30 protein-coding genes and 3 tRNA genes are annotated in these 26,646 nt (G+C 56.5%); 27 read left to right on the top strand and 6 right to left on the bottom strand.

The genetic code is table 11. From position 1 onward, the window contains the following. The first annotated feature begins 32 nt into the window (after window positions 1–32). From ruvC to nadA, 13 genes are all read left to right on the top strand, one after another. Window positions 33–560, top strand: a complete 528-nt coding sequence (ruvC, locus tag C7H09_RS18010; RefSeq protein ID WP_106765335.1) for a crossover junction endodeoxyribonuclease RuvC — start codon at window positions 33–35, stop codon at window positions 558–560. A gap of 29 nt (window positions 561–589) precedes the next feature. Further along, the gene (gene ruvA, locus C7H09_RS18005) at window positions 590–1,219 is read left to right on the top strand and encodes a Holliday junction branch migration protein RuvA (RefSeq protein ID WP_106765332.1); all 630 of its coding nucleotides are present in this window, start codon (window positions 590–592) and stop codon (window positions 1,217–1,219) included. A 158-nt stretch (window positions 1,220–1,377) separates the two neighbouring features. Then, the gene (gene ruvB, locus C7H09_RS18000) at window positions 1,378–2,409 is read left to right on the top strand and encodes a Holliday junction branch migration DNA helicase RuvB (RefSeq protein WP_106765330.1); all 1,032 of its coding nucleotides are present in this window, start codon (window positions 1,378–1,380) and stop codon (window positions 2,407–2,409) included. Continuing rightward, complete coding sequence (gene ybgC, locus C7H09_RS17995) at window positions 2,402–2,827, top strand: tol-pal system-associated acyl-CoA thioesterase (RefSeq protein WP_106765328.1); 426 nt, start codon at window positions 2,402–2,404, stop codon at window positions 2,825–2,827. The genes ruvB and ybgC overlap by 8 nt, the downstream gene beginning before the upstream one ends. Window positions 2,828–2,865: 38 nt before the next feature. Continuing rightward, window positions 2,866–3,549, top strand: a complete 684-nt coding sequence (tolQ, locus tag C7H09_RS17990; RefSeq protein WP_106765326.1) for a protein TolQ — start codon at window positions 2,866–2,868, stop codon at window positions 3,547–3,549. A 40-nt stretch (window positions 3,550–3,589) separates the two neighbouring features. After that, window positions 3,590–4,036 (top strand): protein TolR, encoded by a 447-nt coding sequence (tolR, locus tag C7H09_RS17985; protein ID WP_106765323.1) that lies wholly within the window; start codon window positions 3,590–3,592, stop codon window positions 4,034–4,036. Between the two features lie 18 nt (window positions 4,037–4,054). After that, on the top strand, window positions 4,055–5,062 hold the full coding sequence (gene tolA, locus C7H09_RS17980) for a cell envelope integrity protein TolA (protein WP_420844200.1): 1,008 nt from the start codon (window positions 4,055–4,057) through the stop codon (window positions 5,060–5,062). 14 nt (window positions 5,063–5,076) lie between these two features. Continuing rightward, the gene (gene tolB, locus C7H09_RS17975; RefSeq protein WP_106765321.1) at window positions 5,077–6,396 is read left to right on the top strand and encodes a Tol-Pal system beta propeller repeat protein TolB; all 1,320 of its coding nucleotides are present in this window, start codon (window positions 5,077–5,079) and stop codon (window positions 6,394–6,396) included. 54 nt (window positions 6,397–6,450) lie between these two features. Then, a complete protein-coding gene (pal, locus tag C7H09_RS17970; protein WP_106765530.1) occupies window positions 6,451–7,020 on the top strand; it encodes a peptidoglycan-associated lipoprotein Pal in 570 nt (189 codons plus the stop codon). A 24-nt stretch (window positions 7,021–7,044) separates the two neighbouring features. Continuing rightward, window positions 7,045–7,821, top strand: coding sequence for a tol-pal system protein YbgF (gene ybgF / locus C7H09_RS17965; RefSeq protein WP_106765318.1), 777 nt, complete (start codon window positions 7,045–7,047; stop codon window positions 7,819–7,821). A 112-nt stretch (window positions 7,822–7,933) separates the two neighbouring features. Next, window positions 7,934–8,009, top strand: a tRNA-Lys gene (locus tag C7H09_RS17960). Between the two features lie 63 nt (window positions 8,010–8,072). Further along, window positions 8,073–8,148, top strand: a tRNA-Lys gene (locus C7H09_RS17955). A gap of 187 nt (window positions 8,149–8,335) precedes the next feature. After that, window positions 8,336–9,397 (top strand): quinolinate synthase NadA, encoded by a 1,062-nt coding sequence (nadA, locus tag C7H09_RS17950; RefSeq protein ID WP_106765315.1) that lies wholly within the window; start codon window positions 8,336–8,338, stop codon window positions 9,395–9,397. 32 nt (window positions 9,398–9,429) lie between these two features. Here nadA and C7H09_RS17945 read toward each other — a convergent pair whose 3' ends face one another. After that, on the bottom strand, window positions 9,430–10,902 hold the full coding sequence (locus C7H09_RS17945) for a M48 family metalloprotease (protein ID WP_106765312.1): 1,473 nt from the start codon (window positions 10,900–10,902) through the stop codon (window positions 9,430–9,432). Between the two features lie 166 nt (window positions 10,903–11,068). Between C7H09_RS17945 and C7H09_RS17940 the strand changes: the two genes are divergently transcribed. Beyond that, on the top strand, window positions 11,069–11,299 hold the full coding sequence (locus tag C7H09_RS17940) for a sulfurtransferase TusA family protein (RefSeq protein WP_106765310.1): 231 nt from the start codon (window positions 11,069–11,071) through the stop codon (window positions 11,297–11,299). Between the two features lie 15 nt (window positions 11,300–11,314). Continuing rightward, window positions 11,315–12,388 (top strand): AI-2E family transporter, encoded by a 1,074-nt coding sequence (locus C7H09_RS17935; RefSeq protein ID WP_106765308.1) that lies wholly within the window; start codon window positions 11,315–11,317, stop codon window positions 12,386–12,388. Window positions 12,389–12,409: 21 nt separating this feature from the next. On the opposite strand, the gene C7H09_RS17930 is transcribed toward C7H09_RS17935, so the two are convergent. Further along, on the bottom strand, window positions 12,410–12,877 hold the full coding sequence (locus C7H09_RS17930; protein WP_106765306.1) for a peroxiredoxin: 468 nt from the start codon (window positions 12,875–12,877) through the stop codon (window positions 12,410–12,412). 74 nt (window positions 12,878–12,951) lie between these two features. Here C7H09_RS17930 and dapA point away from each other — a divergent pair, with 74 nt between their 5' ends. The 5 genes from dapA to C7H09_RS17905 are packed head-to-tail and all read left to right on the top strand — an operon-like array spanning window position 12,952 to window position 17,518. Then, complete coding sequence (dapA, locus tag C7H09_RS17925) at window positions 12,952–13,830, top strand: 4-hydroxy-tetrahydrodipicolinate synthase (RefSeq protein WP_106765304.1); 879 nt, start codon at window positions 12,952–12,954, stop codon at window positions 13,828–13,830. Window positions 13,831–13,861: 31 nt separating this feature from the next. Then, window positions 13,862–14,950 (top strand): outer membrane protein assembly factor BamC, encoded by a 1,089-nt coding sequence (gene bamC / locus C7H09_RS17920; RefSeq protein ID WP_106765301.1) that lies wholly within the window; start codon window positions 13,862–13,864, stop codon window positions 14,948–14,950. 42 nt (window positions 14,951–14,992) lie between these two features. After that, window positions 14,993–15,706 (top strand): phosphoribosylaminoimidazolesuccinocarboxamide synthase, encoded by a 714-nt coding sequence (purC, locus tag C7H09_RS17915; protein WP_106765299.1) that lies wholly within the window; start codon window positions 14,993–14,995, stop codon window positions 15,704–15,706. Window positions 15,707–15,730: 24 nt separating this feature from the next. Further along, window positions 15,731–16,456, top strand: coding sequence for a TIGR04219 family outer membrane beta-barrel protein (locus C7H09_RS17910; protein WP_106765297.1), 726 nt, complete (start codon window positions 15,731–15,733; stop codon window positions 16,454–16,456). Window positions 16,457–16,510: 54 nt separating this feature from the next. Then, a complete protein-coding gene (locus C7H09_RS17905; protein ID WP_106765295.1) occupies window positions 16,511–17,518 on the top strand; it encodes an NAD-dependent epimerase in 1,008 nt (335 codons plus the stop codon). A 66-nt stretch (window positions 17,519–17,584) separates the two neighbouring features. Here the strand turns inward: C7H09_RS17905 and C7H09_RS17900 are convergent, their stop codons facing one another. Then, entirely contained in the window at window positions 17,585–18,391 is an 807-nt protein-coding gene (locus C7H09_RS17900) for an RluA family pseudouridine synthase (RefSeq protein ID WP_106765293.1), read from the bottom strand. A 160-nt stretch (window positions 18,392–18,551) separates the two neighbouring features. On the opposite strand from C7H09_RS17900, the gene C7H09_RS17895 reads away from it, so the two are divergent. Then, the gene (locus C7H09_RS17895) at window positions 18,552–18,722 is read left to right on the top strand and encodes a DUF2897 family protein (RefSeq protein ID WP_106765291.1); all 171 of its coding nucleotides are present in this window, start codon (window positions 18,552–18,554) and stop codon (window positions 18,720–18,722) included. 3 nt (window positions 18,723–18,725) lie between these two features. Here C7H09_RS17895 and C7H09_RS17890 read toward each other — a convergent pair whose 3' ends face one another. Then, window positions 18,726–19,625, bottom strand: a complete 900-nt coding sequence (locus C7H09_RS17890) for a LysR substrate-binding domain-containing protein (RefSeq protein ID WP_106765289.1) — start codon at window positions 19,623–19,625, stop codon at window positions 18,726–18,728. Between the two features lie 148 nt (window positions 19,626–19,773). Here C7H09_RS17890 and putP point away from each other — a divergent pair, with 148 nt between their 5' ends. The 5 genes from putP to C7H09_RS17865 are packed head-to-tail and all read left to right on the top strand — an operon-like array spanning window position 19,774 to window position 24,574. After that, window positions 19,774–21,252, top strand: a complete 1,479-nt coding sequence (gene putP / locus C7H09_RS17885) for a sodium/proline symporter PutP (RefSeq protein WP_106765287.1) — start codon at window positions 19,774–19,776, stop codon at window positions 21,250–21,252. A 22-nt stretch (window positions 21,253–21,274) separates the two neighbouring features. After that, window positions 21,275–22,144 carry an urea carboxylase-associated family protein gene (locus tag C7H09_RS17880; protein WP_106765284.1) on the top strand — a complete coding sequence of 290 codons (870 nt, stop codon included), beginning with the start codon at window positions 21,275–21,277 and terminating at the stop codon, window positions 22,142–22,144. A 30-nt stretch (window positions 22,145–22,174) separates the two neighbouring features. After that, on the top strand, window positions 22,175–22,924 hold the full coding sequence (locus tag C7H09_RS17875; protein ID WP_106765282.1) for a 5-oxoprolinase subunit PxpA: 750 nt from the start codon (window positions 22,175–22,177) through the stop codon (window positions 22,922–22,924). Next, window positions 22,924–23,634: a 5-oxoprolinase subunit B family protein gene (locus tag C7H09_RS17870; protein WP_106765280.1), complete on the top strand. Its 711-nt coding sequence runs from the start codon at window positions 22,924–22,926 to the stop codon at window positions 23,632–23,634. Before C7H09_RS17875 ends, C7H09_RS17870 begins: the two co-directional genes overlap by 1 nt. A gap of 1 nt (window position 23,635) precedes the next feature. Further along, a complete protein-coding gene (locus C7H09_RS17865; RefSeq protein WP_106765278.1) occupies window positions 23,636–24,574 on the top strand; it encodes a 5-oxoprolinase subunit C family protein in 939 nt (312 codons plus the stop codon). Window positions 24,575–24,721: 147 nt separating this feature from the next. On the opposite strand, the gene C7H09_RS17860 is transcribed toward C7H09_RS17865, so the two are convergent. Beyond that, window positions 24,722–24,798, bottom strand: a tRNA-Val gene (locus C7H09_RS17860). 43 nt (window positions 24,799–24,841) lie between these two features. Next, window positions 24,842–25,801, bottom strand: a complete 960-nt coding sequence (locus C7H09_RS17855; RefSeq protein ID WP_106765276.1) for a DMT family transporter — start codon at window positions 25,799–25,801, stop codon at window positions 24,842–24,844. A gap of 427 nt (window positions 25,802–26,228) precedes the next feature. Between C7H09_RS17855 and C7H09_RS17850 the strand changes: the two genes are divergently transcribed. Continuing rightward, on the top strand, window positions 26,229–26,642 hold the full coding sequence (locus C7H09_RS17850) for a helix-turn-helix transcriptional regulator (RefSeq protein ID WP_106765274.1): 414 nt from the start codon (window positions 26,229–26,231) through the stop codon (window positions 26,640–26,642). The last annotated feature ends 4 nt before the right edge of the window (window positions 26,643–26,646 follow it).

The raw sequence follows: 26,646 nt of genomic DNA, 5'->3' as shown, positions 1-26,646 counted from the left end.
GTGATGCACCTAAGCCCGGGCGGACGGGCCTGATGGCCATCATTCTGGGTGTCGACCCGGGATCCCGCATTACCGGCTACGGGATTATCCGTTCGGAAGGTCGCACGATCGAGTACATCGACAGTGGGTGCATCCGCGTTGGTGAAAAAGCCATGGCTGAGCGCCTTCAAACCATTTTTCAAAGCCTCGCCCAACTGATTGGCGAATACCGCCCCGAGGAATTTGCCATTGAACAGGTGTTCATGGCCAGAAATCCGGACTCTGCGCTCAAGTTGGGGCAGGCCAGGGGAGCGGCCATTGTCAGTGCTGCCAATAGTGGGCTGCCGGTACACGAATACTCGGCACGTCAGGTAAAGCAGGCAGTGGTTGGCAGTGGCGGCGCAGATAAGGCCCAGGTGCAGCACATGGTGCAGGCACTGCTCGGGTTGTCGCGCAAGCCGCAAGCTGATGCGGCCGACGCGCTCGCCATTGCTCTTTGTCATGCCCACATGAATCAAAGCGTGTTACGGGTTGCTAATGCCGGCGGCAAAGTCCGGGGCGGGCGCGTGCGTGGACATTAAGCAACTGCAGACAGCAACAGGAGGCTCAGTTGATTGGTCGTATCCGTGGAACCCTGGTTGAAAAAACACCGGGGCAGGTGTTGGTGGAGTGTGCCGGGCTTGGCTACGAGGTGGATATCCCCTACACCACGTTCTTCCATCTTCCGGACGCGGGCTCAGAGATTGTGCTCCACACGCACTTTGTAGTTCGGGAAGACGCCCAGAGCCTGTTCGGCTTTGCGGCCCGGCTGGATCGGGATTTGTTCCGTTTGTTGATCAAGGTTAATGGTGTGGGGCCAAGGCTGGCCGTCGGTATCCTGTCTGGGTTGGAGGCTGGCCAGTTCATCCGCTGCGTTGAATCGAAAGACATCAACGCGTTGGTAAAGCTGCCGGGCATTGGCAAAAAAACAGCGGAGCGGCTGTTGATCGAAATGACAGATCGGATTAGCCAGCTGGAGGGGCAGGTCGAGTTGGCTGCGACGGGGCCTGTTTCCGCTGCTGACCAGCCGGAGTCGCGCCGGGTGGCGGCCGATCCAAAAGAGGAAGCGGAAGCCGCATTAATCGCTCTGGGTTACAAGCCGCAAGAAGCCGCAAAAGCGATCAGCCGTGTTTCCGGGCCCGGGATGAATAGTGAAGGCCTGATTCGTCTGGCGCTGAAAAGTATGATTCCCGCCGGGTAATATCCCGGCGTTTTTCATTGGGTTGTGGCCAATAAACCATGACACCAATGTGTAGAGAGCGTAACGTGACTCAAAACCGCCCATTTGTACAATTGGGGCAGCCTGATTGGCAGGTTTCGGGCACAGGCTCGTTGATTATTCCCTGATCGGATAGTGTCATGATTGAATCAGACCGACTGATATCGGCGAAAGCCGGAGATTATGAGGAAGTGCAGGATCGCGCGATTCGCCCGACCTTGTTGTCCGAATATGTTGGTCAGCCTACCGTGCGGGAGCAGATGGAGATCTTTATTTCTGCTGCCCGAGGCCGCCAGGAAGCACTGGATCACGTGTTGATTTTTGGCCCGCCGGGGCTCGGTAAAACCACGCTGGCCAATATCATTGCCAATGAAATGGGAGTTGCGATCAAAACAACGTCCGGCCCGGTCTTGGAAAAGGCGGGTGACCTTGCCGCCATGCTGACCAACCTGGAAGAAGGCGATGTGCTGTTTATCGATGAAATCCATCGCCTGAGCGCCGCTGTGGAAGAAGTGTTGTATCCGGCCATGGAAGACTATCAGCTGGATATCATGATTGGTGAAGGGCCTGCCGCACGCTCTATCAAGCTGGATCTGCCGCCGTTCACCCTGGTGGGAGCGACAACCCGTGCCGGTTTGCTCACGTCACCGTTGCGAGATCGTTTTGGCATTGTTCAGCGTCTGGAGTTCTACAATCATCGGGACCTTACCCACATTATCTCCCGGTCTGCCCGCCTGTCCTCGGTGGAAATTGATGAGGCAGGTGCGTTCGAGATAGCCCGGCGCTCCCGGGGGACACCCCGTATTGCCAACCGTTTGTTGCGTCGGGTTCGGGATTTTGCTGAAGTTCGTTCAGATGGCCGTATTACCTCTGAAATAGCCGACCAGGCATTGAACATGCTCAAGGTAGATACCGAAGGCTTCGATCATATGGATCGGCGGCTGCTACTTGCGATGATCGAGAAGTTCGATGGTGGCCCGGTCGGTGTCGAGAGTCTGGCCGCAGCAATCAGTGAGGAGCGGGGAACTATCGAAGACGTTCTGGAGCCATTCCTGATTCAGCAGGGCTTTATGGTGCGAACCCCTCGTGGCCGAATGGTGACCTCCAGTGCCTATCAGCATTTTGGGGTGATACCACCCAAAGCCGGGCAGGAGGAATCGTCCGTTGACTGAACCACGCCCGCAGCCTGTATTTGAACTCCCGATCCGGGTTTACATCGAAGATACCGACGCCGGTGGCATCGTGTTTCATGCCAAGTATCTGCACTACATGGAGCGGGCCCGCACAGAGTGGGTGAGGCACCAGGGTGTGGGGCTGCGCGCGGGTATGGCTGAAAATATCAGCTATGTCGTACAGAAAGTGAATATGCATTACCGTGCGCCTGCGTACCTGGACGACGAGTTACTGGTGTCTGCCGAGCTTATCGAAGTATCCCGTGTTTCCATGGTGTTTCGTGAGTGTGTATACCGTGTGCCGGATCGCCAGTTGTTGTGTGAAGCCGATGTTCGCGTTGCCTGCGTTGCCCTGGATAGCGGTAAGCCCCGGCGATTCCCGAAAGATATGCAGGATATTCTCAAGAAATTCGTCTAATGTTCTGAAAGATATATAAAACCAAGTGGGAGTACACAGTGGAATCGGAACTTTCTGTCTGGCATCTGATTGCAAACGCCGGGATTCTGGTGCAGCTGGTTATGCTGCTGCTTATGCTGGCCTCGGTGGTGTCCTGGGCGCTGATTTTCCAGCGCTTGCAGGTGTTCCGCAAGGCACGGCAGGCGCAGCTGGAGTTTGAGGACAGGTTCTGGTCCGGAATGGATCTTGGCCAGCTTTACAAAGAAGTGAGTGCCGAGCCCACGCCTTTCTCCGGCATGGAGTCGGTGTTTCGGGCCGGGTTCAAGGAGTTTTCCCGCCTGCGCCAGCAGAGCCGTGATGCGGATGCCGTTATGGAGGGCACCCAGCGTGCCATGCGGGTGGCGTTTTCCCGCGAGCAGGAGCGGCTTGAGGCACACCTTCCGTTCCTTGCCACGGTTGGTTCGACCAGCCCTTACGTCGGCCTGTTCGGTACCGTTTGGGGCATCATGAACTCGTTTCGCGGGCTTGCGCAGGTGCAGCAGGCAACGCTGGCCACGGTCGCACCGGGTATTTCCGAGGCATTGATCGCAACGGCGATGGGGTTGTTCGCGGCGATTCCGGCTGTCATTGCCTACAACCGGTTTGCGGCCATGTCCGATGCCCTGCTGAAAAATTACGAGACCTTTGCAGAGGAGTTCTCCAGCATTCTGCATCGTCGTGTTCACAACAGTGAGCAGGCCTGACAATGCCCGGGTTTTACGGCATGAACAGGGGTGAGATGTCATGAGAGGTATGGGAATGATGCCGCAGCAGCGGCGCAAGCCGATGGCGGAAATCAATGTGGTTCCCTACATCGACGTGATGCTGGTGCTGCTGGTTATTTTTATGGTGACGGCGCCCATGCTGACGCAGGGGGTAAAAGTGGATCTTCCGGAAACCACGTCGGATCCGATTCAGCACGATAAAGATGTGGAAACCATCACGGTATCGGTTGATACCAATGGTGCCTATTACCTGGAAGTGGGCGATCAGAGCGGCGAGCCGATGACGCTGTCGGATATTCGCAGTCAGGTAGCCAAAATCCTGTCACAGCGAGCCAATGGAGAAGTTATGGTTCGTGGTGACGAATATGTCGATTACGGCGTAATGGTGCGCCTGATGGCTGAGTTGCAGGCAGCCGGAGCTACCGGCATCGGCCTGATTACCGACGCACCAGGCGACAACCCGTAACAGAGGCATGGTGTTATTTTGAAAGGTAACGAACGGGATACTGTCAGCACCGGCAAGGCGCCGCTTAAATCGCCCGTGGTTGTGTCTGTCGTGCTGCACTTGCTGGTTTTCGGTATTGCGCTGGCCGGGTGGTCGTGGAATTCGCCGCCGGAACCTCAGCCCCGGAGTATCTCCGCCCGGCTGATCAGCCCTGAGCCCCGACCGTCACCGGTGATTGAGGAGCAGCAGGAGAAGGAAAGGGAACAGGTTCGACAGCAGGCGGAGGCCCTGAAGCGGCAGCAGGAAGAACAGGCTCGCGAGGCCGCTGAAGCGAAAGCCCGTGAACAAGCGCTGCGGCGGGAAGAGGAGCGTAAAAAACAAGAGGCTCAGGCTCGGGAGGCCGCCGAGAAGCAAGCCCGGGAGCGTGAGGCTGCGCGAAAGAAGGCGGAGGCCGAAGCGAAAGAGCAGGCGCGCCGAAAGGCAGAAGAAGAGCGTCGTAAACAGGAAGAGGCCAAAAAGAGGGCAGAACAGGAAAAGCGCAAACAGGAAGAGCAACGGCGTAAAGAAGAGGCTGAGCGTAAGCGCAAAGAGCAGGAAGCCCGTGAGGCTGCAGAGCGCAAGCGCCAGGAAGCTGAACGCAGACTGCGTGAGCAGCAGCTTGAAGCCCTGGCCGACAAGGCCCGGCAAGAACGGGAGGCCGAGGCGCTCCGGCAGCAACAGGCCGCTGCAGCCAGAGCCAGAGAAGCCCAAATGCTGAGTGAAAGCGAGAAGTATCAGGGCTTGATTCGGGAGCGCTTAAGCCAGGCCTGGTATCCGCCGTCTTCGGCAACGGAAAATATGACCGCAAGATTGCAGATATCCCTGTTGCCGACGGGCGAACTTGCAAGTGTAAAACTGGTCAGCAGTAGCGGGAATACGGCGTTCGATAATTCCGCGCTGGGCGCCGTCCGCTCCCTGACCCGATATCCGGTTCCTGAAAGCCGGGATACGTTTGAACAGTATTTCCGCCAGTTTACGATCGAATTCAATCCGCAACGATTGCGGTGAGGCAGAGAGAGCAAATGATGAACCGGAACCGTTATCACAATAAAGCCCAGGCATTCCCGGTAGTTCTCTGGCTGCTGTTGCTGTTTGTACCTTCCGGTGCAGGCGCCGAGCTGCTGATTCGCATTACCGAGGGTGCGGATTCGGCGATACCTGTGGCCGTTGTACCCTTTGCGGAAAGTGGCAGTCTGCCCGCGGGCGACAAGGTGAACAGCATTGTCCAGGCAGACCTTACACTCAGCGGTGAGTTTCGTCCGCTGGATCCGTCGAAAATGCTGAGCCTGCCCTCGGAGCGCTCGGAGGTGTATTTTCGCGACTGGCGTTTGCTGGGTCAGCGTTATGTTCTGGTGGGAAAGCTGTCCCGCAATGGTGATCGGGTAGAGGCCCGTTACGAGCTGTTTGATGTGAATCGTGAGCAGCGCATCCTGGGTGAAACCGCGGCCGCGCCGGTTAGCAACATTCGCTCTTTGGGTCATCACATCAGCGATCGCGTGTACGAGGCGATTACCGGTGACCCCGGAATTTTCTCAACCAAACTGGCCTATATCACACTGACGGGTGAAGGGGATCAAACCCGTTACCGGCTACAGGTGAGCGATGTGGATGGCAAGCGCGCAAAGATCCGGCTGGAAAGCCGGGAGCCGATTTTGTCTCCCGCCTGGTCACCAGACGGGAAGAAGCTCGCCTATGTCTCATTCGAGACCGGTAAACCGGTGATTTTTGTACATGAGCTGGCCACCGGAAAACGCCGGAAAGTAGCTGATTTCCCCGGGCTGAACTCCGCGCCAGCGTGGTCTGCAGACGGCCGTTCGCTCCTGATGACGCTTTCCCGGGATGGCAACGCGGAGGTCTATCGCATGGAATTGGCAAACGGTAATCTGGCCCGCCTGACGGATCACTGGGCGATTGATACCGAAGCAGCCTGGGATCATGCAGGTCGGGGAATCTACTTTACCTCGGATCGGTCCGGTGGCCCGCAGATCTATCACATGGAGCGACCGGGTGCAGAGCCCCGGCGGATTACCTTTGGCAGTCGCTACAACGCGCGCCCCAGGCCGGATCCGGTGGGCAAATATGTTTATTACGTGCATCAGCGCGACAAGTCGTTCCACATTGCAAGAACCAGCCTTGAAACCGGCGAGGAAAGCGTGATTACCCGCACGGGTTCTGATGAATCTCCAAGCGTTTCTCCGAATGGGCGGCTTCTGATTTACGCCACCCGGCAGAACGGTCAGGGGGTTCTCACCGTGGTTTCTGCAGACGGCGGCGCTGCCTATAGCCTGCCGGCTTCGGAAGGTGAAGTCCGTGAGCCCGCCTGGGGGCCCATCATGAAATAGGCCCCTGCCTTGATTAAGTTTGAATACCCAAGCCCAAAGAGAGGAAAGGTAATGATGAAGAAGTCTGTTACGGCCAAAGCGTTTGCCATGTTGATGTCTGCCGGATTTGTAGCCGGTTGTAGCTCAACCGGAGAAACTGTTGAAGAAGAGGGCTACGGCTCCGATGTTGCCGCCATTGACCAGGATGGCGGGTCCACTGTTTACGGCGGTGCGGATGGCGACGGTGTGTCCTCGACCACGCTGACCGATGAGGAGCGCCAGGCGGCACGGGAACAGGCCGAGCAACAGGCGCTGCGGGACATTACCGTGTTCTATTTTGATTTCGATACCTCCGAGATCAAGCAGGATGCCCGGGATGTACTGGTTGCGCACGCACGCCACCTGGCTGATAACCCTCGCACACAGGTGCGCCTGGAAGGCCATGCGGACGAGCGTGGTACCAAGGAATATAACCTGGCACTGGGTGAGCGCCGTGCCAACGCCATCCAGCGGTTCCTGATTGTAAACGGCGCTTCCCGTGGCCAGATTGAGACCGTAAGCTATGGTGAAGAAAAGCCGGTTGTTCGTGGCGCCACAGAGAGTGCACACGCCCAGAACCGTCGCGTAGAACTGGTGTTCAAGTAACCGTAAGCATTTGGCGGATATACCATGAGAAAACAGCTCATGGCGGCCGTGCTGATCCCGCTGGGCCTCGGCCTGGCGGGAGTGTCTCAGGCACAGTCGTCCACACCGGCATTCCAGAATAACAGCTCAGAGGCTCAGCGGAAGGCGGGAAACAGCCAGGCAACCGCTGAGCTTTTCTACATGATCCAGCAATTGCAGAGCGAGATACGCGATCTGCGGGGTAAGGTTGAGGAGCAGGAGCATCAGATTTCACGCCTTCAAAAGCAGGGCCGGGATCGCTATGTAGACCTCGATCAGCGCATTCTGGAGTTGGCGAAAGCAGTGGAGTCTGGTGCCCGGGGCGGCTCTCAGGCGGCAGAATCGCAAGCGGGGAGCAGTTCGCCTGCGGCCACTCCGGCCCGCAATTACCGCTCTCCGGCGCCGGAAGAGCAGCAGGCGTATAGCGAGATCATTGATCTGATTCGCAACAAGAAAGACTATGATGCGGCAATCACCCGGCTGTATGAGTTTGTGGACAAATATCCGGAAGGAGACTTGACCGTGAACGCTTACTATTGGCTCGGGGAAGTCTATCTGGTGAAGCCGCAACTGGAGCAGGCCAGGCAGGCATTCACCATCGTTACCACGCGGTACGCAGACCATAGAAAAGCAGCTGATGCGGCGTTCAAGCTAGGCCTTACCTATGATCGCCTGGGTAAAAAAGATGAAGCTGCCCGCCGGATGCAGGCCGTGATCCGTGACTACCCGGGCTCAGGCGCAGCAGATCTGGCCCGCAAGCACCTTGAAGCCAGCAACGGTTGATGGTTATTTCACCGATTTCGGGGCCTGAGAACCGAAGATTGAAAAAAGTTGGATTTATCCTGAAAAAAGGGTTGATCGACGAAAAAATATCGGTATTATTTGCGCCTCGTTTGGGTCGTTAGCTCAGTTGGTAGAGCAGTTGGCTTTTAACCAATTGGTCGAAGGTTCGAATCCTTCACGACCCACCAAACGCAAAGCTTCAGGAGACAAGTCCTGGTAGCTTGCCAGATGAAAGGCTGGCACACAGTTAGGGGTCGTTAGCTCAGTTGGTAGAGCAGTTGGCTTTTAACCAATTGGTCGAAGGTTCGAATCCTTCACGACCCACCAAATAGCAGGCTTGGCATCAGGCTTGCGGAAAAAGAGCTTTTAGGCTCTTTTTTTTTGCCCGCAAGAACCCATCTACTGCTGAAGAGGGGAGGCAAGGCCGCTTGATTGACGCGGGTTACCTCACGACCAAGATTTGGCGGGCAGAAGTGATATACTCTGGCCGTTACCGTGATTCAGAGATTTAACAATGACACAAGCGCAAGACCGCATTCTTGTTCAGGAGCATCTGGCCCACATGGCAGAGCCAAAGCCTTTGAGCGCCGCGGAGAAAGCCGGGCTTGAGAGTAAAATCAAGTCTGTGCTCCGCGAGAAGGATGCTGTTCTGGTGGCCCACTATTATACCGATCCGGACATTCAGCGACTGGCTGAAGAGTCCGGAGGGTGTGTGGCCGACTCTCTGGAAATGGCCAGGTTTGGCAACCAGCATCCGGCCACGACCGTTGTTGTCGCTGGCGTTCGCTTCATGGGAGAAACCGCAAAGATCCTGAACCCCGAGAAGCGGGTACTGATGCCGACTCTTGAAGCAACCTGTTCTCTTGATGTGGGCTGCCCGCCGGACGAGTTCGCCGCTTTTTGCGATCAGCATCCGGATCGTACCGTCGTGGTTTATGCTAATACTTCTGCGGCAGTGAAAGCGCGGGCCGATTGGGTGGTCACATCCAGTTGTGCTCAGGCGATTGTTGAGAGTCTGGATGCCAGGGGAGAGAAAATACTCTGGGCGCCAGACAAACACCTGGGCCACTATGTTCGAAAAACCACAGGAGCTGACATGCTGCTGTGGGACGGTTCCTGTATCGTTCATGAGGAGTTCAAGTTTCGGGGGCTGGAGGATCTCAAGGTGCTCTATCCGGAGGCAGCTGTACTGGTGCACCCGGAGTCTCCGGATGCCGTGGTGGAGCTGGCCGACGTTGTAGGCTCTACCTCACAGCTCATTCACGCCGTGCAAACCCTGCCAAACGAGCAGTTTATCGTGGCTACCGATAACGGCATTTTTTACAAAATGCAGCAGTTGGCGCCAAACAAAACGCTCATTGAGGCGCCTACGGCGGGTAACGGCGCAACCTGCCGAAGCTGTGCCCAATGCCCATGGATGGCTATGAACGGCCTTGAAAACCTGCTGCATGTGCTGGAGACGGGCGACCAGGAAATCGAAGTCGACCCGGCCCTGCGGGAAGATGCGCTGAAACCGTTGCGTCGCATGCTGGACTTTACTGCAGGTGCCAACCTGAAAGCTGCCGGTAACGCCTGATTGCCTCTATCCGGCTTGCTTGGCGGGCCGGATCAGCTGGTATTGCGGGCCTGAAGGCGGCTGGTGATTTCGCCCAGACGTTCATCTACAACCTGCCGTTCGGCAGAGCCTGCGGGCAGCTTTTCCTGTGCCTGTCTCAGTTGGCGCTGGGCGGATTTCAGATCGCCCATCAGTGCGTCGTATTCGGCCCTGGCCCTGTGAACACCTACGATGTTTCTGGCCAGGCCCTCTGCCTCGGCCAGCTTTAACCACAGTTGTTCGCGCCCCGGGAACTGGCGGGTGAGCTGCCGCAGGTGTTCTGCGGCGGCGGTGCCGTTGCCATCAGCGGTTTCAAGATCCGCCAGCGTGGCTATGATGGGGTAGTTGCCCGGGTTTCGGCTCAGCGCTGATTGCAGAAGCTCCCGCGCCTGGCTGTATTTCTGCTGGCTGATGAGCGTTTCCGCAAGAGTAACCTGGAAGGTGATCCGCCCGGGGTGATCTTTCAGAAGTGCTTCCAGCAACTGCTGCGCTTTCTGGTTTTGCTGGTTGTGATAGTAGGCAACCGTCAGGCCGTAGCGGATAGCGTCGTTCGATTGATTGGCGGTATCGGCCAGGTAGGCTTCAAACAGTTCAACAGCGCGCGCAGGCGACTCACTGTAGTGAACTTGCAGGCGACTACGAACCAGATGGTATTCCTGGGTATCCCGAATGTTTGCTTCCGGATACTGTTCGGCCCGGTTTCGGGAATCGGCCACCCGGTTCTGGGTAAGCGGGTGAGTCGACAGGTATTCCGGCAGTCGGTTACCCTGCAACCGGTTCTGCCTCATCATGATCTCGAACATTTCTGGCATGCCGCGGGGATCCATGCCTGCATTTGCGAGAATCTCCATGCCTACCCGATCCGCCTCCTGTTCATGGGCCCGGCTGTAGGCGAGCATGTTCTGAACCGCCATGGCCTGGGTTCCGGCAATAGCGGCAATGCCTATATCTGACTGGGTAACCGCAGAAAGTACGATGCCGGCAATCATGCCGGCAATGGTGAGTGGCGCACTGGTTTCCTGTTGCTGCATTCGGCGGGCAAAGTGCCGTTGGCTAAGGTGGGCGAGCTCGTGGGCTAATACCGACGCAAACTGCTGCTCTGTGGCGGCATTCAGGAAGAGCCCGCCGTTAACGCCAACCACGCCACCGGGCACGGCAAAGGCGTTGATGGCCGGACTGTCGACCAGGGCCAGTTTCAGGTTCCGGTCGTCAAGAGGCGCTGAGGGAACCAGTCGGTAGGTGATTGCGCTGAGGTAATCATAGACAACCGGATCGTGGATTTGCGGGGCCGAGCGCCGGATTGAGGCCATCACCTCCCGGCCGATGTCGGCTTCCTGCTGGCCGGAGATCAGGCCGCCACTGCCGCCAATGCTGGGAAGGTCTGCCGCCTGGACCTTTGCCGGTGTGCTTGCCCCCGGCAGATTGAGGGCAAGCGCGAATGCCAGAGCAATCGCAGGACGGGTGTAGCGGGATAAGTGATGGGTCATAGGGACGACAAGAGCCTGAGTAGAAATATCCGGTTAGACCAGGTGGCCGTCGGCAAGTTCGCGCAGTTGGCGGGATCATGCCTTAACAACTCTTATGATGCATTAGAGTACCACCAGCGGCATAATGCCTGCCTGGTTGTTGTATGAATCTTAATGGTTATTTGTGATGACGGCAGACAGAATACTTGACGCCAGCGGCTTGCAGTGCCCCATGCCCCTGCTGAAAACGAAACTCGAACTCAATGGTATGTCGCCAGGCGAGCGGTTGGTGGTGATTGCTACTGACACCGGCTCGTTGCGCGATATACCGGCATGGGTTGCCTTGTCATCTCACCAGTTGCTCAGTCAGTCGGAAGAGCAGGGCGCCTACCGTTTTACGATAGAGCGCGGCGCTTAATTTTCGGAGTTGTTCATGTTCAGAATTCTGCGTGGCCTGGCCCACAAGTATTTTTCCGACGAAGAAGCAGTCATCCTGTTTCTGTTGTTGCTGGCTGGCACGGCCTTCATCATTTGGTTCGGCGCCATGCTGGCTCCGGCCATCGCCTCTTTGATCATTGCATTCATCCTGCAGGGGGTGGTTGCCAGGCTTTGCCGAACGGGCGTTCCCGAGTTGCTTGCGGTAATTGGTGTGTTTGTGGTTTTTCTGGGGATTCTGGTGGGGTTTATTTTCGGCCTGTTACCACTGATCTGGTCCCAGTTAAGCGCTCTTGCAGGTGAGGCGCCAAGAATTATCCGCGAATTGCAATCGTATCTGTCGCTTTTGCCGCAGGAGTATCCGCACCTGATTTCGGAAGAGGCGGTGACCGCGATTTACCAGCAGGTATCCGCAGAGGTTGGCCATCTTACCCAGTGGCTGGTGTCCTTTTCGCTCTCCAGTATTCCGGATCTGGTTGCTTTGTTGATCTATATGGTGCTGGTGCCGATCCTGGTGTTCTTCTTTCTCAAGGACAGGCAGGTGCTGGTCGATTCCGTGGCCCGGATGCTGCCGCCACAGAGGCCCATGATGGTACGCATCTGGCACGAGGTGAATCTGCAGTGTGCCAACTATGTGCGTGGCAAGGCGCTGGAGATCCTGATTGTCGGCAGCGTGACCTACGTTGGTTTCAAGGTGCTCGGTATGCCCTACGCAGCGCTGTTGTCGCTCCTGGTAGGCTTGAGTGTGGTCATTCCGTACATCGGGGCAGCCGTCGTGACCGTGCCGGTTGCGGTGATCGGTCTGTTCGCCTTCGGCTGGGGCAGTCATTTTATCTGGGTGATGGTGGTTTACGGAGTAATACAGGCACTGGATGGCAACGTTTTGGTTCCTGTCCTCTTCTCCGAAGTCAATAACCTGCACCCGGTAGCCATTATCGTTGCGGTGCTGTTTTTTGGCGGCATCTGGGGATTGTGGGGCGTATTTTTTGCCATCCCGCTGGCAACCATGCTCAAAGCCGTGTTTGCGGCCTGGCCGGTGCAGGAGGCGCTCCAGGCACCGGCCGAAGAGTAAACTCAAGGGCACGTTAGAGTCTCAAAGGGCCCTTGTGGCCTCCAGAACTTCATCGGCATGGCCTTTCACTTTCACACCCCGCCACTCTTTGCGCAGCACGCCTTCCTTGTCGATCAGGAAGGTGCTGCGCTCAATGCCCAGATGCTCTTTGCCGTAGAGCTTTTTCAGCTTGATCACGCCGAACAGTTGACACAGGGTTTCGTCTTTATCCGAAATCAGGTGGAACGGAAAATCGTATTTGGCCCGGAAGTTTTCGTGGGCTCTGAGCCCGTCACGTGAGACCCCGTAAATGACCGTGTCCAGCTCTTCAAACGAATCCATCCGGTCTCGAAAATCCTGGCCTTCGGTGGTGCAGCCGGGCGTGTTGTCCTTCGGGTAGAAATAGATCACGATGTTCTTTCCTTTCAGATCCTGCAGGCGCACGGTGATCTCGCCGGTCGCTTCGGCCTGAAAATCGGGTACGGGCTGGTTTAATTCAACGGATGACATGACATCTCCTTTAATTCCCTTGTGTCAGTTCGAGCCCAACATTACCATATCGGTTTTATTTGGACGGAGTGTTTATGATTACGGGTAGCCTTGTCGCACTGGTCACGCCCATGCATCCCAATGGTGATATTCACTGGGAGCACCTGGACAAACTGGTGGACTTTCACATCGAAAACGGCACTCACGGCATTGTGGCTGTTGGCACCACGGGCGAGTCTGCGACTCTGGACCCGGACGAGCATATCCGCACCATAGGCCATATCATCAAACGAGTGAATGGCCGCATTCCGGTGATTGCCGGTACTGGCGGTAACAGTACCCGTGAAGCTATCAACCTGACAACTGAAGCGCATAAACTCGGCGCGGATGCCTGTTTGCTGGTAGTCCCCTACTACAACAAGCCAACCCAGGAAGGTCTTTACCAGCACTTCAAGACCATTGCCGAGGCTGTTCCGGGTATGCAGCAGATTCTTTACAACGTACCGGGCCGAACCGCGTGCGATATGCTGAACGAGACTGTGCTGCGGCTGGCAGATATCCCCAATATCGTGGGCATCAAGGATGCCACCGGTAACATTCCTCGTGGCACCGAGCTGATCGAAGCGCTCAATGGTCGTTTGGCGGTTTACTCCGGTGATGATGCCACTGCGGCCGGGTTGATGCTGGCCGGTGCCAAGGGTAACGTTTCGGTTACCGCTAACGTGGCACCCAAGGCTATGGCGCAGCTGTGCGAGGCCGCCGTTGCGGGAAATAAAGAAGAGACTGAAAGGCTCAACGAACTCCTGACTCCGCTGAATCGCAAGCTGTTCCTGGAAGCTAATCCGATCCCGGTTAAATGGGCGTTGGCTCACATGGGTCTGATCGGTGAAGGTATCCGCCTGCCGCTGACGGTGCTCAGTGAAAAGTTCCACGGTGAAGTGGACGATGCGCTCAAGGCTTCAGGCGTTCTCTGAGGTCAACGTTTCCGCTAACCGGAGTAACCCGATGCAGGTTCCTGCAAAAGCCCGTAGTGTGTCCGTTTTTTTTAAGCACTCGGCTATCGCCCTGGCGATGGCGGGGGCTGTTACCGGTTGTAGTTTGCTGGAAGACCGTTCGCAGCGCTATGTCAGTGCCCCTGAGGGGCGGCCCGTTGAAGTGCCCGAGGGCGCGGATAGCTCGCGCCTCGGGCAGGTGATGCCGATCCGGAGTATTCGGACAGACGACAACCGCTCGCTGTACCCGGCTGCGATACCGCCACCTCCAGATATGACTTCGGATATTCTCGACAAGAACTATGTTGTTGAGGAGCTGGATGGCCGCTTGTGGCTGTTGGTGAACGAGGTGCCCGGACGGCTCTGGCCGGTGGTCAGCGCCTGGATGAATGAGAGTGGCCTGGGTATCGCCTACGACAGCCCGCAACTGGGTATTCTCCAGAGTGAGCTGGCGAATTTCAGCAAGCGAAGCCGCGAGCTGCTTGGAATGCCAGACGTTGCCTTTTCTGCTGAGTCCAAGGTGGTTTTACAGGTTCGCCTGGCCCCTGGGATTCGTCGGAAAACGACGGAGTTGCGGGTGAATATTGTTGAACTTGAGGTTGCCCCGGGTGAGCTGCTGGTGTGGGATGACAGCGCAGATGCCGTCCGACAACAGACGCAGCGGGAACTTCTGGCTACGCTGGGCGAGTTTCTGAAACAGCGGGAGGATAGCAAATCCTTTTCCAGGGCAGCTTCAGGCATGGTCACCAAGCCCCTGGTGAGGCTTTTGTCTGAGGACGAAGAACCCGCTGAAATCGTGGTCGACCTGGATTATGGCCGCACCTGGGCCGAAGTGAACCGCAGTCTGGAAGAGGCAGGCGTTGCGGTGCTGGATCTGAACCGCAGTGAAGGCTGGCTGCAGGTGGACTTCCGAACAGAGGATGAGCGCAACCCCGGCTGGTTCTCCTGGTTCCGTGATTCGAAAAAGGTTTTGCATACCCATACGGTGAACCTGCAGCGCAAGGATGGTGCAGTCCACATCAAAGCGCCGCAACAGAGCGCCTACACCGGCGATCGCAGTGAGGCGCAACTGCTCACAAGTTTGTTTGAACATCTATACTGATTAATCGGGCAGTCTGCGCGGCCTGCCGTTTTGGAGAGAGTAATGGAAAAGCGAGAAGAACTTTACGCCGGTAAAGCAAAATCGGTCTACCGCACAGATGATCCGGAGCGGTTCGTGCTGGTGTTCCGTGACGACACATCTGCGTTTGACGGTGAAAAGAAAGAGCAGCTGAACCGCAAGGGTATGGTGAACAACAAGTTCAACGCGTTCATTATGGAAAAGCTGGAGGCTGCGGGTGTACCGACTCACTTTGAAGGTTTACTGAGCGATACCGAGTCTCTGGTGAAGAAGCTGGATATGATTCCGGTGGAGTGCGTGGTTCGGAACATTTCGGCAGGCAGCCTGTGTCGCCGCCTTGGCGTGGAAGAGGGGCAGGAGTTGAATCCTCCCACGTACGAACTGTTCCTCAAGAATGATGCCCTGCACGATCCAATGGTTAACGAGTCCCTGGCGGAAAGTTTCGGTTGGGCGACAACCGAAGAGCTGGCCCGAATGAAGGCGCTGACCTATCAGGTGAATGGTGTCCTGAAGCAGTTGTTCGATGACGCTGGCATGCTGCTGGTGGATTACAAACTGGAGTTCGGGCGCAACGGTGCCGACATCGTTCTGGGTGATGAGTTCAGCCCCGACGGCTGCCGTATCTGGGATAAGGCAACCCGAAAGAAAATGGACAAAGACCGGTTCCGTCAGGGTCTGGGTGACGTTATCGAGACCTACGAGGAAGTGGGGCGCCGCCTGGGCATCTCCTTCGACTGATCACGGCTTTAAAGCGAGTGAGTTATGCGGAAATTTATGGTTGCACTGGGCAGTGTTGCGGTACTTGCAGCTCCGTTAGTGCATGCGGATGTTTTTGGTGTGGGAGCCAGTGTGAATTACTGGCATTCGGATTTTACCGGTGAGTTTGCAAGGAACAATTCTCTGGTGGATGTCGATGAACAGTTGAACCTGGACAACGACAGCAACGCCAATGCGACCGTCTATCTGGAGCATCCTGTCCCCCTCATTCCCAATGTGCGCCTGAACTACACCCTGGTGCAGCAGAGTGGCAGGGGCAATCTGGATACCGGCTACGACGGTGTTACCGGCAAGGTTAATTCCGAGCTGGATCTGGAGCAGCTTGACCTGACGCTCTACTATGAGCTGTTGGACAACTGGATCAACCTGGATCTGGGCCTGACGGTTCGGGATTTCTCCGCAGAACTGCTGGTTCAGGGCGAAGCGCCACAGCAAACCTCTGAAACCACCGTCGATGCGGTGTTGCCGCTCGGTTATGCTGCCGCACGGTTTGACCTGCCGTTTTCCGGGCTGTCTCTGGGAGCGGAAGTCAACGCGATAGGATACAACGGCGACTCGGTGTACGACGTGAATGCCTACGGCCAGTATACGGTCTCTTTGTTGCAGCTTCGGGCAGGTTATCGCCAGATGGCCATCGATTACGAAGACGGTGATGATCGCCTCGACGTGGAGTTGTCGGGTCCGTTCGCCAGTATCGGCCTGGCGTTCTGAATCGGATGTTATGAAAGGCGCCCCCGGGCGCCGTTCTTTTATGGAGAATGTATTTTGAAAGTACTCGTTACGGGCACTGCCGGCTTCATTGGTTCACATCTGGCGCATCGTCTTCTGGACAGGGGTGATGAAGTGATCGGTGTGGACAACGTCAACGATTACTACGACGTCAGCCTCAAGGAAGCTCGCCTTGCACGCCTGACAGGAAAGCCGGGGTTCACCGAAATCCGCGAGGACGTGGCAGACCGGGCGACCATGGAGGCGATTTTCCGGGATCATAAGCCGGAGCGCGTTGTTCATCTGGCGGCTCAGGCCGGTGTGCGATATTCCCTGGAGAACCCCCACGCGTACGTGGATGCCAATCTGGTTGGTTTTATGAACATCCTGGAAGGGTGTCGTCACAACAATGTTCAGCATCTTGTCTACGCATCGAGCAGCTCGGTATACGGTGCCAATGAGACTATGCCGTTTTCGGTGCACGACAACGTGGATCACCCTTTGAGCCTGTATGCGGCCTCCAAGAAAGCTAACGAGTTAATGGCGCATACCTACAGCCATCTATACAACCTGCCCACCACCGGCCTCAGATTTTTTACCGTGTATGGCCCCTGGGGCAGGCCGGATATGGCCTTGTTCATCTTCACCCGGAAGATTCTCGCTGGTGAACCCATCGACGTATTCAACCACGGCCACCACAAACGGGATTTCACCTACATCGATGACATCGTTGAAGGTGTTATCCGCACGCTGGACAACGTAGCCCAGCCGAACGTTGAATGGAGCGGGGCGCAACCAGACCCCGGCACCAGTAAGGGGCCCTACCGGATTTATAACATCGGCAGCAATAGCCCGGTGGAGCTATCCCGGTTTATCGAGATTATTGAGGAGCGTCTGGGTAAGAAGGCCGAGAAAAACCTGTTGCCGCTGCAGCCCGGTGACGTTCCGGCTACTTACGCCAACGTCGACGACTTGATCAATGATGTTGACTACAAGCCTTCCACGACGGTGGATGTGGGGATTGCGAACTTTGTAGACTGGTACCGGGAGTTTTACAGAGTTTAGGCGTGTTCAGGTGGCTGTCATGCTGTAACGCAACGTAAAGCCAGCAATTTTGCTGGCTTTTTTGCTTTATCCAACAAGCTCTTCTGGTAGGAGCAGCGCCTGTGGTTCATCGGTAAAGGGGCACTTAAATGCCAGCCGGATGGCGGTGAGTTGCAAACCGCTGGCATCGGGTTGTCCGTACAGCCGATCACCAAGGATGGGGTGGCCGAGAGCTGCCAGGTGTCGCCGAATCTGATGTTTACGGCCAGTTTCTATCGTCACTTCCAGCAATGTTGTATTGGTGTCACAGTCAGCGTCGAGAGTGGTAACAACGCTGGCGGATGCCTTGCCATCGATGGGCGTCTCAATACGGCGCCGTTGGACATCCAGAATACCCACCACCCGGGCCTGATAGACTTTGGTCATGGTCCTGCCTGCGAACAGGGCAGAGAGCGCAGCAGCGGCTTTACCATCGTGGGCAATCAGCATCAACCCAGCGGCGTCTGCGTCCAGTCGATGCACCAGAAAGCAGGGGCGCGCCAATTGCACTTCGGCCAGGCGTAGCAGGCTGCAGTGGTCACCCCATTGCGAGCCCTGGGACAGCAGGCCATGTGGTTTGAACCAGGCACTGTAGCGCCCCATGTCCTCCAGCAGCCTTGGCTGGTCGGGTTGGCGTGCCAATACCTGGTCATCATAAAACAGCTGAATCCGGGTACCTGGTTTCAGGTCTCGTTTGGCCTTGCGCAGGCGTACCTGTTTGCCTTTTTGGGTCCACCAGCAGGCCCCTTTGGCCATGGCGTCTTTGATTCTCTGCTTCGGCAGGCCAGAAGCCGCGGCCAACGCATCAACGGCGGTTACGGGAGAGTCGACAACAAGATCAAAGGTTTTTCGCATAGGGTTCGGGAGCGCACAGGTCAATTAAGGTAAGTTGGTGGCCATAGTACGTAGCCGGTCGTGACGGGACAACCTCTTTACACAGGCCAAGGAGGTGCTGATTACCTTTCGGCAAACGGCCCGTGTACACTGTTTGGATCTGTGTTGTGGGAGAGTGGTTATGCCCCTGATCGGCTGGCTTTTTATTTTGGCAGCCTTCGCCATGGTGATCGGCAGCCTTCTGCTTTTGCGAGACACCGCCAATATGAAAATACCCAAGGAAAAAATGGACAAGATCCGGCAACGTCAAAAAGAGACGGAGCGGGAGGATCGCGATCAGGACCAATGGTAGCGCCTAATCTGCGCTGAGGCCGACTTCCGGTTCGCCAGCCTCCTGTTGTAACCATGCCATAAACTCACGAACCGCCGGTCTTGGGTCCGAGTGTGAGAACAGCCAGTAGGCCCGTGAACTGTTAGCCCTGTCGGTAAACAGTACCTCCAGAGTGCCGTTTGCCAGTTCCTGTTCGATCAGGCGGGGCGGGCAGAGCGCCACGCCCTGGCCCGCAATGGCGGCCGAACTCAACAGGTTGAAGTCTTGATAGAACATGCCCCGATCGAGATGGCTGGGGTTCAGCCCCTGTCCCTGAAACCAGTAACGCCATGGATCCGCAGTGGCGTCGTGCAGTAAATCGAGTCTCAGTAGATCTCTGGGGTACTTTATCGGGGCAATTGTCTGCAAATACAGTGGGCTGGCAACCGGTACCGTATCGCCCTTGAACAGCATGGTTTTATGGAAGTTTCCCGGAGGTTTGCCATCGAACCAGGTAATCTGTATGTCGATATCCGGTGCTACGTCGGTGCTGGAAGTGTCAATGTACTGAAAGCTGATGGCGTAATCGGGGTGCAGGTTCCGGAACCGGTTCAACCTGGGAATCAGCCAGCGCACCGCGATAGATGGCAGGCACATAATGCGTATCTGCTCGACCGCGGTGGAGCTGGTGATCGAGTCCAGCGCATCGTCGATCCTCTGAAACCCTTCCCGGAGACGCAGCGCCAGTTGCTCGCCTTTGGGGGTCAGCCGTATACCACGGCCTTTCTTCTCCAATAGCTGAACCTGCAGATTGTCCTCCAGTCGCCTAAGCTGATGACTGACGGCGGACTGGGTTATGTGCAGCACCTCGCCGGCAGCCCGGAGACTGCCGAGGCGGGCGACCACTTCAAACGTTTTCAGTGATGACAGGCTGGGACGTGACATACATGACTCAAATTCAACATTCCGCTCAATAATAATCAATTTTTATTGTTTTTTCTTAACGATAGTCTAGGCAATACCTCACAGGAACTGGAATCAACCTGGCCTGGCGCTGCTGTCTGGCTAACAACAAATACACAAGAGGTGAGCCATGAGCACATCTGTCATTATCTCCTTTGCGATCTACCTGATCATGATGCTGGCGATCGGGATCTATTTCTATCTGAAAACCAATGACCTCTCGGATTACGTCCTGGGTGGCCGAAACCTTCCTCCGAGCGTGGCGGCGTTGAGTGCCGGAGCATCTGACCTCAGCGGCTGGGCGTTGATGGGCCTGCCGGGCGCTATATTCAGTGATGGCTATGGCAAAGCCTGGATTGCAGTATGGACGCTGGTGGGCGTTTACATCAACTGGACGCTCATTGCCGAACGTCTGCGAGTCTTCACAGAGAAAGCCGGTAATGCGCTAACGATTCCCGATTATCTGGAAGCCCGCTTTGTTGATAAGCAAAGAATTCTGCGCACTGTATCGTCTGTAGTCATGTTGGTTTTCTTCACTTTTTATGTGTCCGCTGGCCTGGTGGGCGGGGCTTTGTTGTTTGAAAGCCTGTTTGATATGAACTATTCCGTTGCGCTTTGGGTCGGTGCCGCAGTGATTGTGTCCTACACCTTCCTTGGCGGCTTCTCTGCGGCCTCCTGGACCGATCTGGTGCAAGGCCTGATGATGGCGTCCGCCTTGTTTGTGGTTGCCCTGATGACGGCTATTGCCCTGATGAACGGCGAAACCGGCTCTGCCAACCCGGATGCCATTCCGGCATTGCCCGGCTGGACCCAGGGACTGACAGTCTTGGGCATGATTTCCCTGGCGGGCTGGGCCATCGGCTATTGCGGCCAGCCCCACGTTATCGTCCGGTTCATGGCGCTGCGCAAGCGGGAAGATGTCAAAGTGTCCCGTCGTATTGCCATGATCTGGTCCGCCATCACCATGGCCTCAGCCGTCGCGGTTGGCGCCGTGGGTTACTATTGGTACGGCGGTGCCCTGGAAAACAGCGAACGGGTGTTTATTCTTCTGGCCGATACCATGCTCAATCCGTGGGTAGCGGGTTTCGTACTGGCGGGCGTTCTTGCTGCCATCATGAGTACCATCGACTCCCAATTGTTGGTGTGTTCCAGTGCCATTGCTGAAGATATCTACCGGGGCTTTATCCGCCCTGATGCCAGCCAGAAAGAACTGGTCTGGCTGAGCCGCTTCAGCGTGGCTGCTGTAGCCTTACTCGCCGCGGTTATGGGCATGAATCCGGAAAGCAGCATTCTTGATCTTGTGGCTTACGCCTGGGGTGGGTTTGGTGCCGCCTTTGGCCCGGTTATTCTGTTTTCTTTGTTTTGGCGCGGTATGAATCGCAATGGCGCGATTGCCGGCCTGGTCGTGGGAGCAGCCACCGTCGCGATCTGGAAGCCACTGACCGGAGGCCCCGCTGGTCTGTTCGATATTTTCGAAGTGGTGCCTGGCTTTGTACTGTCCTGTGTTGCGGTGGTGCTTGTCAGCCAGCTGACCAATGGCCAGCGCGAGGCGAAACAATTTGATGAATTGATGGCGCATTTTAACGAACCGAAAAGTGCCAGCAACTGAGTGATCCCGGAGGAAACAAACCATGTCTGATGTACATGCTGCATACCGCGCAACCAAGGGCTCCGTTCTGGATGTCAATAAAGCTTTCTATGACAGCCTGACTGAAGCAAACACACAACGCGAACTGGTCGAAACTCACACCGTACCCCTGCGTGATGGCCTGGCCTGGACAGTGCCTGCCGGCCATGTCTTCCGGGTGAAGGTAACTGACGGTCCGCAAGTGGGTGACTTCAATATGTGGAGCCTGCACAATCCCCGGGAGCGCATGTGGGCGTCCCGAACCCGTCAGTTGCAGCGTGCCCATGTGAGCACCTACGATCGTCTGTGGTCCACCTTGCCGTATCTGCGGCCGATGGCGACCATTATCGATGACACTATGGCGGATTACGGTGTGGATGATGAAGGTGGTCGGGTCCACGATCTTCTTGGTACCCGTTGTGATCCTTACGTAAACCGTTTGCTGACCGGCGAGGATTTTGATTTCCACTGCCACTCAAATCTGGTCCGTGCGGTTGAGCCTTATGGATTAACCGAATTTGATGTGCACGATGTTCTGAATATCTTTCAGTGCACCGGTCTGAACAACAACGATCAGTATTTCATGAAGGCTTGCCCGGCCCGAAAAGGCGATTATCTGGAGTTCTTTGCCGAAATTGATCTTTTGTGTGCCATGTCATGCTGTCCGGGTGGTGATTTGTCGGTGGACCTCTGGGGCGAAAATGCCCAGGACCCGCTGCAGACCTGCAACCCGCTAGGTGTTGAAATCTATCGGGTAAATCCGGATCTTCTGCAGAGCTGGAAATCTCCGGAGTACGCACCATATAAGGGTAAGCACGGCCGTCAGAGTCCTGGAATTGATTGGGCTGCCATCAAGCAACAGAACTGCTGCTGAGTTCAGCAGCCCGTATGGAGGTGTGAAACCATGGCCAAATTACTGCTCAACGCCGATGTGGGTGAAAGCTACGGCGCCTGGCGTATGGGAAACGATCCGGCGGTGATGCCCGTTTTAGATCTGGCCAATATTGCCTGCGGTTTTCACGCTTCCGACCCCGACATCATGCGGGCAACCGTCCGCCTGGCGGTCGAGAATCAGGTGACCATCGGCGCGCACCCGGCCTATCCGGATCTGGTCGGGTTCGGGCGGCGCTCCATGGCCTGTTCACCGGCGCAGGTTGAAAACCTGGTGCTGTATCAGGTGGGGGCGCTGGCGGCCATGTGTCGGGCTGAGGGTGCTACCCTGCATTACGTCAAGCCCCACGGCGCACTCTACAACGACATGGCAACCGATCATGGGTTGCTGGCCGCAGTCATGCGGGGAGTGAGTGCGTTCGGAGGCCATCTGGTGTTGATGGTGCCAGCCACTCCGGACCCGGAGCCCGTGCGGGCGCTGGCCCGGAACTATGGGTTGCAGCTATGGTTCGAGGTCTTTGCAGACCGGGCCTACCATCAGGACGGTCGACTGGTTTCACGCAGCACAGAAGGCGCCGTTCATCACGATCAGCAGGTGATTGTGGAGCAGGCGCTTTGCTTTGCCGAGGGCCGGGCGATTCCGTCCATTGAGGGCAGTGCTCTGGTCCTTCAGGCGGACACCCTGTGCGTCCACGGCGATAACGAGGCATCGATTCAGGCGGCCAGAGCGATTCGTAACGCGCTCGGTCGGAGGGCCGGCTAATGAGCCGGATTCCCAGAATCGAAAACGCCGGTGTGGGTGCCTGGCTGGTTCGGTTGTTCGAGCGCATCGACGAAGGGAATCTGCCCTGGATTCTGGCGTTAACCGAAAGCTGCGAACAGGCCTTTGGCGACACGTTGGTGGATCTGGTGCCGTCCTATACCACGCTGCTTGTGCAATACGATCCATCACGGCTGCATCCGCAACAGGCATGGCGGGAACTGCAAGTGCTGCTTGCAAATCTGGAGCCTGCCAACCCGGAGTCCGGGGGCCAGTTGCGGGAACTTCCGGTCTGGTACCACGCCTCCGTCGGCCCGGATCTGGAACGCCTGTCGCGGGAAAAATCCATGGATGTGGATCAGTTGATTGCTCTGCACACCGGCCGGGAGTACCGGGTTTATGCCCTGGGCTTTGCGCCAGGTTTTGCCTTTATGGGTTCGGTGGACCCCCGCCTGGAGTCACCGAGGCTGTCCACCCCTAGGCAGCGGGTCTATCCCGGCAGCGTCGCCCTGGCCGGGCGGCAGACCTCCGCCTATCCGGCACCATCCCCCGGTGGCTGGAATCTTCTGGGCCGCACCCCTTTAACCCTGTTTGAACGCAACCGGGAGCCCATGAGCTTTCTGCAAATTGGTGATCGGGTACAACTGGTGCCGGTAAGTAAAGACGAATTTATCCGCCTGGGCGGCGATGTCACACCTCAGGAGGAACGCTGAGATGTCGTCTGAATCTGCTTTTCAGGTATTGAAATCCGGCCCTCTGGCCTCATTGCAGGATGCCGGCCGTTATGGCGTAAGGCATCTGGGTATTACCCAGGGCGGCGCTGCAGATCTGCATGCCTGGGCCTGGGCTAACTGGCTGGCGGGGAATTCCTGGGGCCGCGCGGTTCTTGAAGTCACCTTTGGAGGCCTCAGTCTGCAGGCAGACCAGGCGTTGACCTTGGCTCTGACCGGCGCAGATCTTGGGGTAACTCTGGACGGCGAAGCCATTGCCCCCTGGGCATCGTTCAAGGTCCGTGCGGGCCAGACCCTCGCGTTCAGCACTCCCAAATCGGGGTTGCGAGCCTATCTGGCGGTCGCAGGCGGATTTTTTGCCGATCCGGTGCTGGGCAGCTTGTCTGGTGTTGCCCGGGAAAGACTGGGCGGGCATGACGGCCAGGGAAGTCAGCTGAAAGCAGGTGATGAGCTTAGGGTGGACAGCGCAGAAGCCGGGAACTGCAAGCCTCTAAGGGAAATGCCTTCCAGCCGGATTCCCGATTACCGCCAGCCACCGACTCTGGAATTTGTTCTGGGTGCTCAGTCTGCAGAATTTACGGGTATCAGCTTGTTTAACTTCTTTAACCGGCCCTGGGTGGTGGATAACCGGTCGGACAGGATGGGTATTCGGCTTCAAGGGCCCAAACTGAGCTCCAGAGTTGGCAGCATGGTGTCTGAGGGGCTGGCGCTTGGTGCCGTTCAGGTGCCACCGGACGGGCAACCCATTGTGCTGCTGAACGATCGCCAGACCATTGGTGGCTATCCGAGATTGGGCACCTTGCCTCCGCTGGCATGCAGCAGGCTGGCGCAATGTCTACCTGGCGGGGAGGTAAGGTTCCGACCGGTGTCTCTTGAGCGTGCTCATCACGCCTATCTGGAGTTTTCGAGACACTTTCGCTGAGTTGGTCTGTTTCCAGTCACAAGATGGTCACAGGCTTGATTTCTGGGCCATGCAGGGTGCATGGTTTGAGCAGGGATCTTCTAGGGGCGGAAACAAAAAAAGCCAGTTCTCACGAGGCCCGTAAGTAACTGACTTTCTTGGCAGGAATGGTAGGACCACCCAGATTCGAACTGGGGACCTCTACCATGTCAAGGTAGCGCTCTAACCAACTGAGCTATGGTCCTGTCCTGCAACGGAGACGCAATATACGGATTTCATCGGGGCAGGTCAACCACTTTGCGCTGTCTTTTTTCCGTCTATCAGGGCTTTGATCGCCCGGCGAACGGTGTTCCAGCGGTTTATCAGCAGCGCCGTAAAAATAACGGTACAGCCAGCTACCTGAAAGAGGGACATGGTTTCGCCGAACCAGATTACCGCGAACAGTGCCACCCATACCGGTTCCAGAATCAGGATGACCACTCCGTGGCTGCTGACGGAAAGACTCTGGGCATAAGTTTGTAGCAGAAAACGGCCGCCTGTGGCGACCAGGGCGCTGGCAAGTACCCACACAATCCACATTGGATCCGGGTTATTGAATGTCGCCTGCCAGGGCTCACTAATTGCTGATTCGGTGAAGGTCAGGCTGCCAACGGTCAGCAGCGCAATAGCCGTTAAAGGCAACGCCGGTACCTTCTTCTTTTCGATGGTCTGGCCGTGACGATTGACTACCGTACGCTGGTTGGCCGTTCGGGTATTCAGCGTGAAGTAGAGCGCAAAGATGCTGGCGGCGGTGATAAAGTAGAGTTGGCCCGGTTCTGGTCGAAAGCCGTTTTCCAGAGACAGCAGGGCCAACCCGGCAATGGCGATAGGAATTGCAAGCCAGGTACTGATGGGTTGTGGTTCGCCAAACACCAGCCGGGCAATGATGGGCACGATAACAACGCCGAGGCTGGTCAGAAATGCACCTTCGCCCATGCTGTCGGTGTTGAACAGCCCCATGATCCAGCAGGTCATGGCGATGCCGAAGACAAAGCCGACGCCCAGGCTGCGTAATAACTGGTCGCGGGTGAGCCGGAGCAATGAGGGCAGTGCTAAAAGGGCCAGAAAGCTGCCCGCAATCAGAAAGCGGCCAGCCATGAACATCAAAGGTGGCATTAGCAGTACCGCTTCTTTGGAAAAAATCCACCCGATGGCTGCCATCAGGGTTACAACAACCAGATAGAGATCTGATTTCTGGGCGTCAGACATGATTGATCCGATATCAGGAAATGATCGGTGCACAATCTATAGGTAGCAAATCAAAAAAGAAAGCAGGGAATACCGGAAGGTCGGCTCATCCGTGAGCCTGGAGAAAGCGTTATCAGTTATCAAGTGTAGTGTAGACCAGGCTGGAAATACTGCTCTGTGCCGAATTCGGTACTGGCTTTGGGGAATCTCAGGGCGGGTTGGTGCCAGGAACGGGCAGGGTATCGTGAACGATGTCCCGGGCGTTCAGTGCAAGTTGCCAGGCCGTGTCGACATCCATTGGGTTCTTGGTCATAGCGTGTCCGTGATTGTTATTGTCGTTACTCTCGTTATTCTCGGTTCAGTATAGGTGGATTGTGCCGGTTGCTATATGTACGGTACATTTCCAGATTGAATCACTTTCCGGGCAACCTTTCAGGGGCATGGAGCCATGCGGTACCTGCAATCGTTCAATCGTCGTCTGCGTTACCTCCGTGAACAGGCACAGCTTTCGGTATCTGATGTGGCGGAAATCTGCGGTGTGCAGGAAGCTCAGGTGCATAGCTGGGAAGCGGTGGATGCCCGCAAACGCGGCTACCCGGGCATCAGTGAGTTACTCGATTTTTGTCTGAAAACAGAAACTCCGCTGGAACAGTTGCTCGACATGGATGACGGGGCGGGCGGGCAACTGGATCTGCCGGGCCTGGCTTTCAGTAACAGTGACGACCTAACGACAGCACTGGCAGAACTGGAGCAGACTATTGGCCGGTTTCAGCCTAACGATCAGGAGCAGGAGTTGTTGCGCCGGTTCCGCAAAACGACGGACGAAAACCGGCGAATGATTATCCAACTGCTGGGTGACTGACAGC

This window comes from Marinobacter fuscus, assembly GCF_003007675.1.
Lineage (GTDB): Bacteria > Pseudomonadota > Gammaproteobacteria > Pseudomonadales > Oleiphilaceae > Marinobacter > Marinobacter fuscus.
The sequence above is the reverse complement of the archived record's forward strand: the minus strand, read 5'-3'. Positions and strand labels throughout refer to the sequence as shown.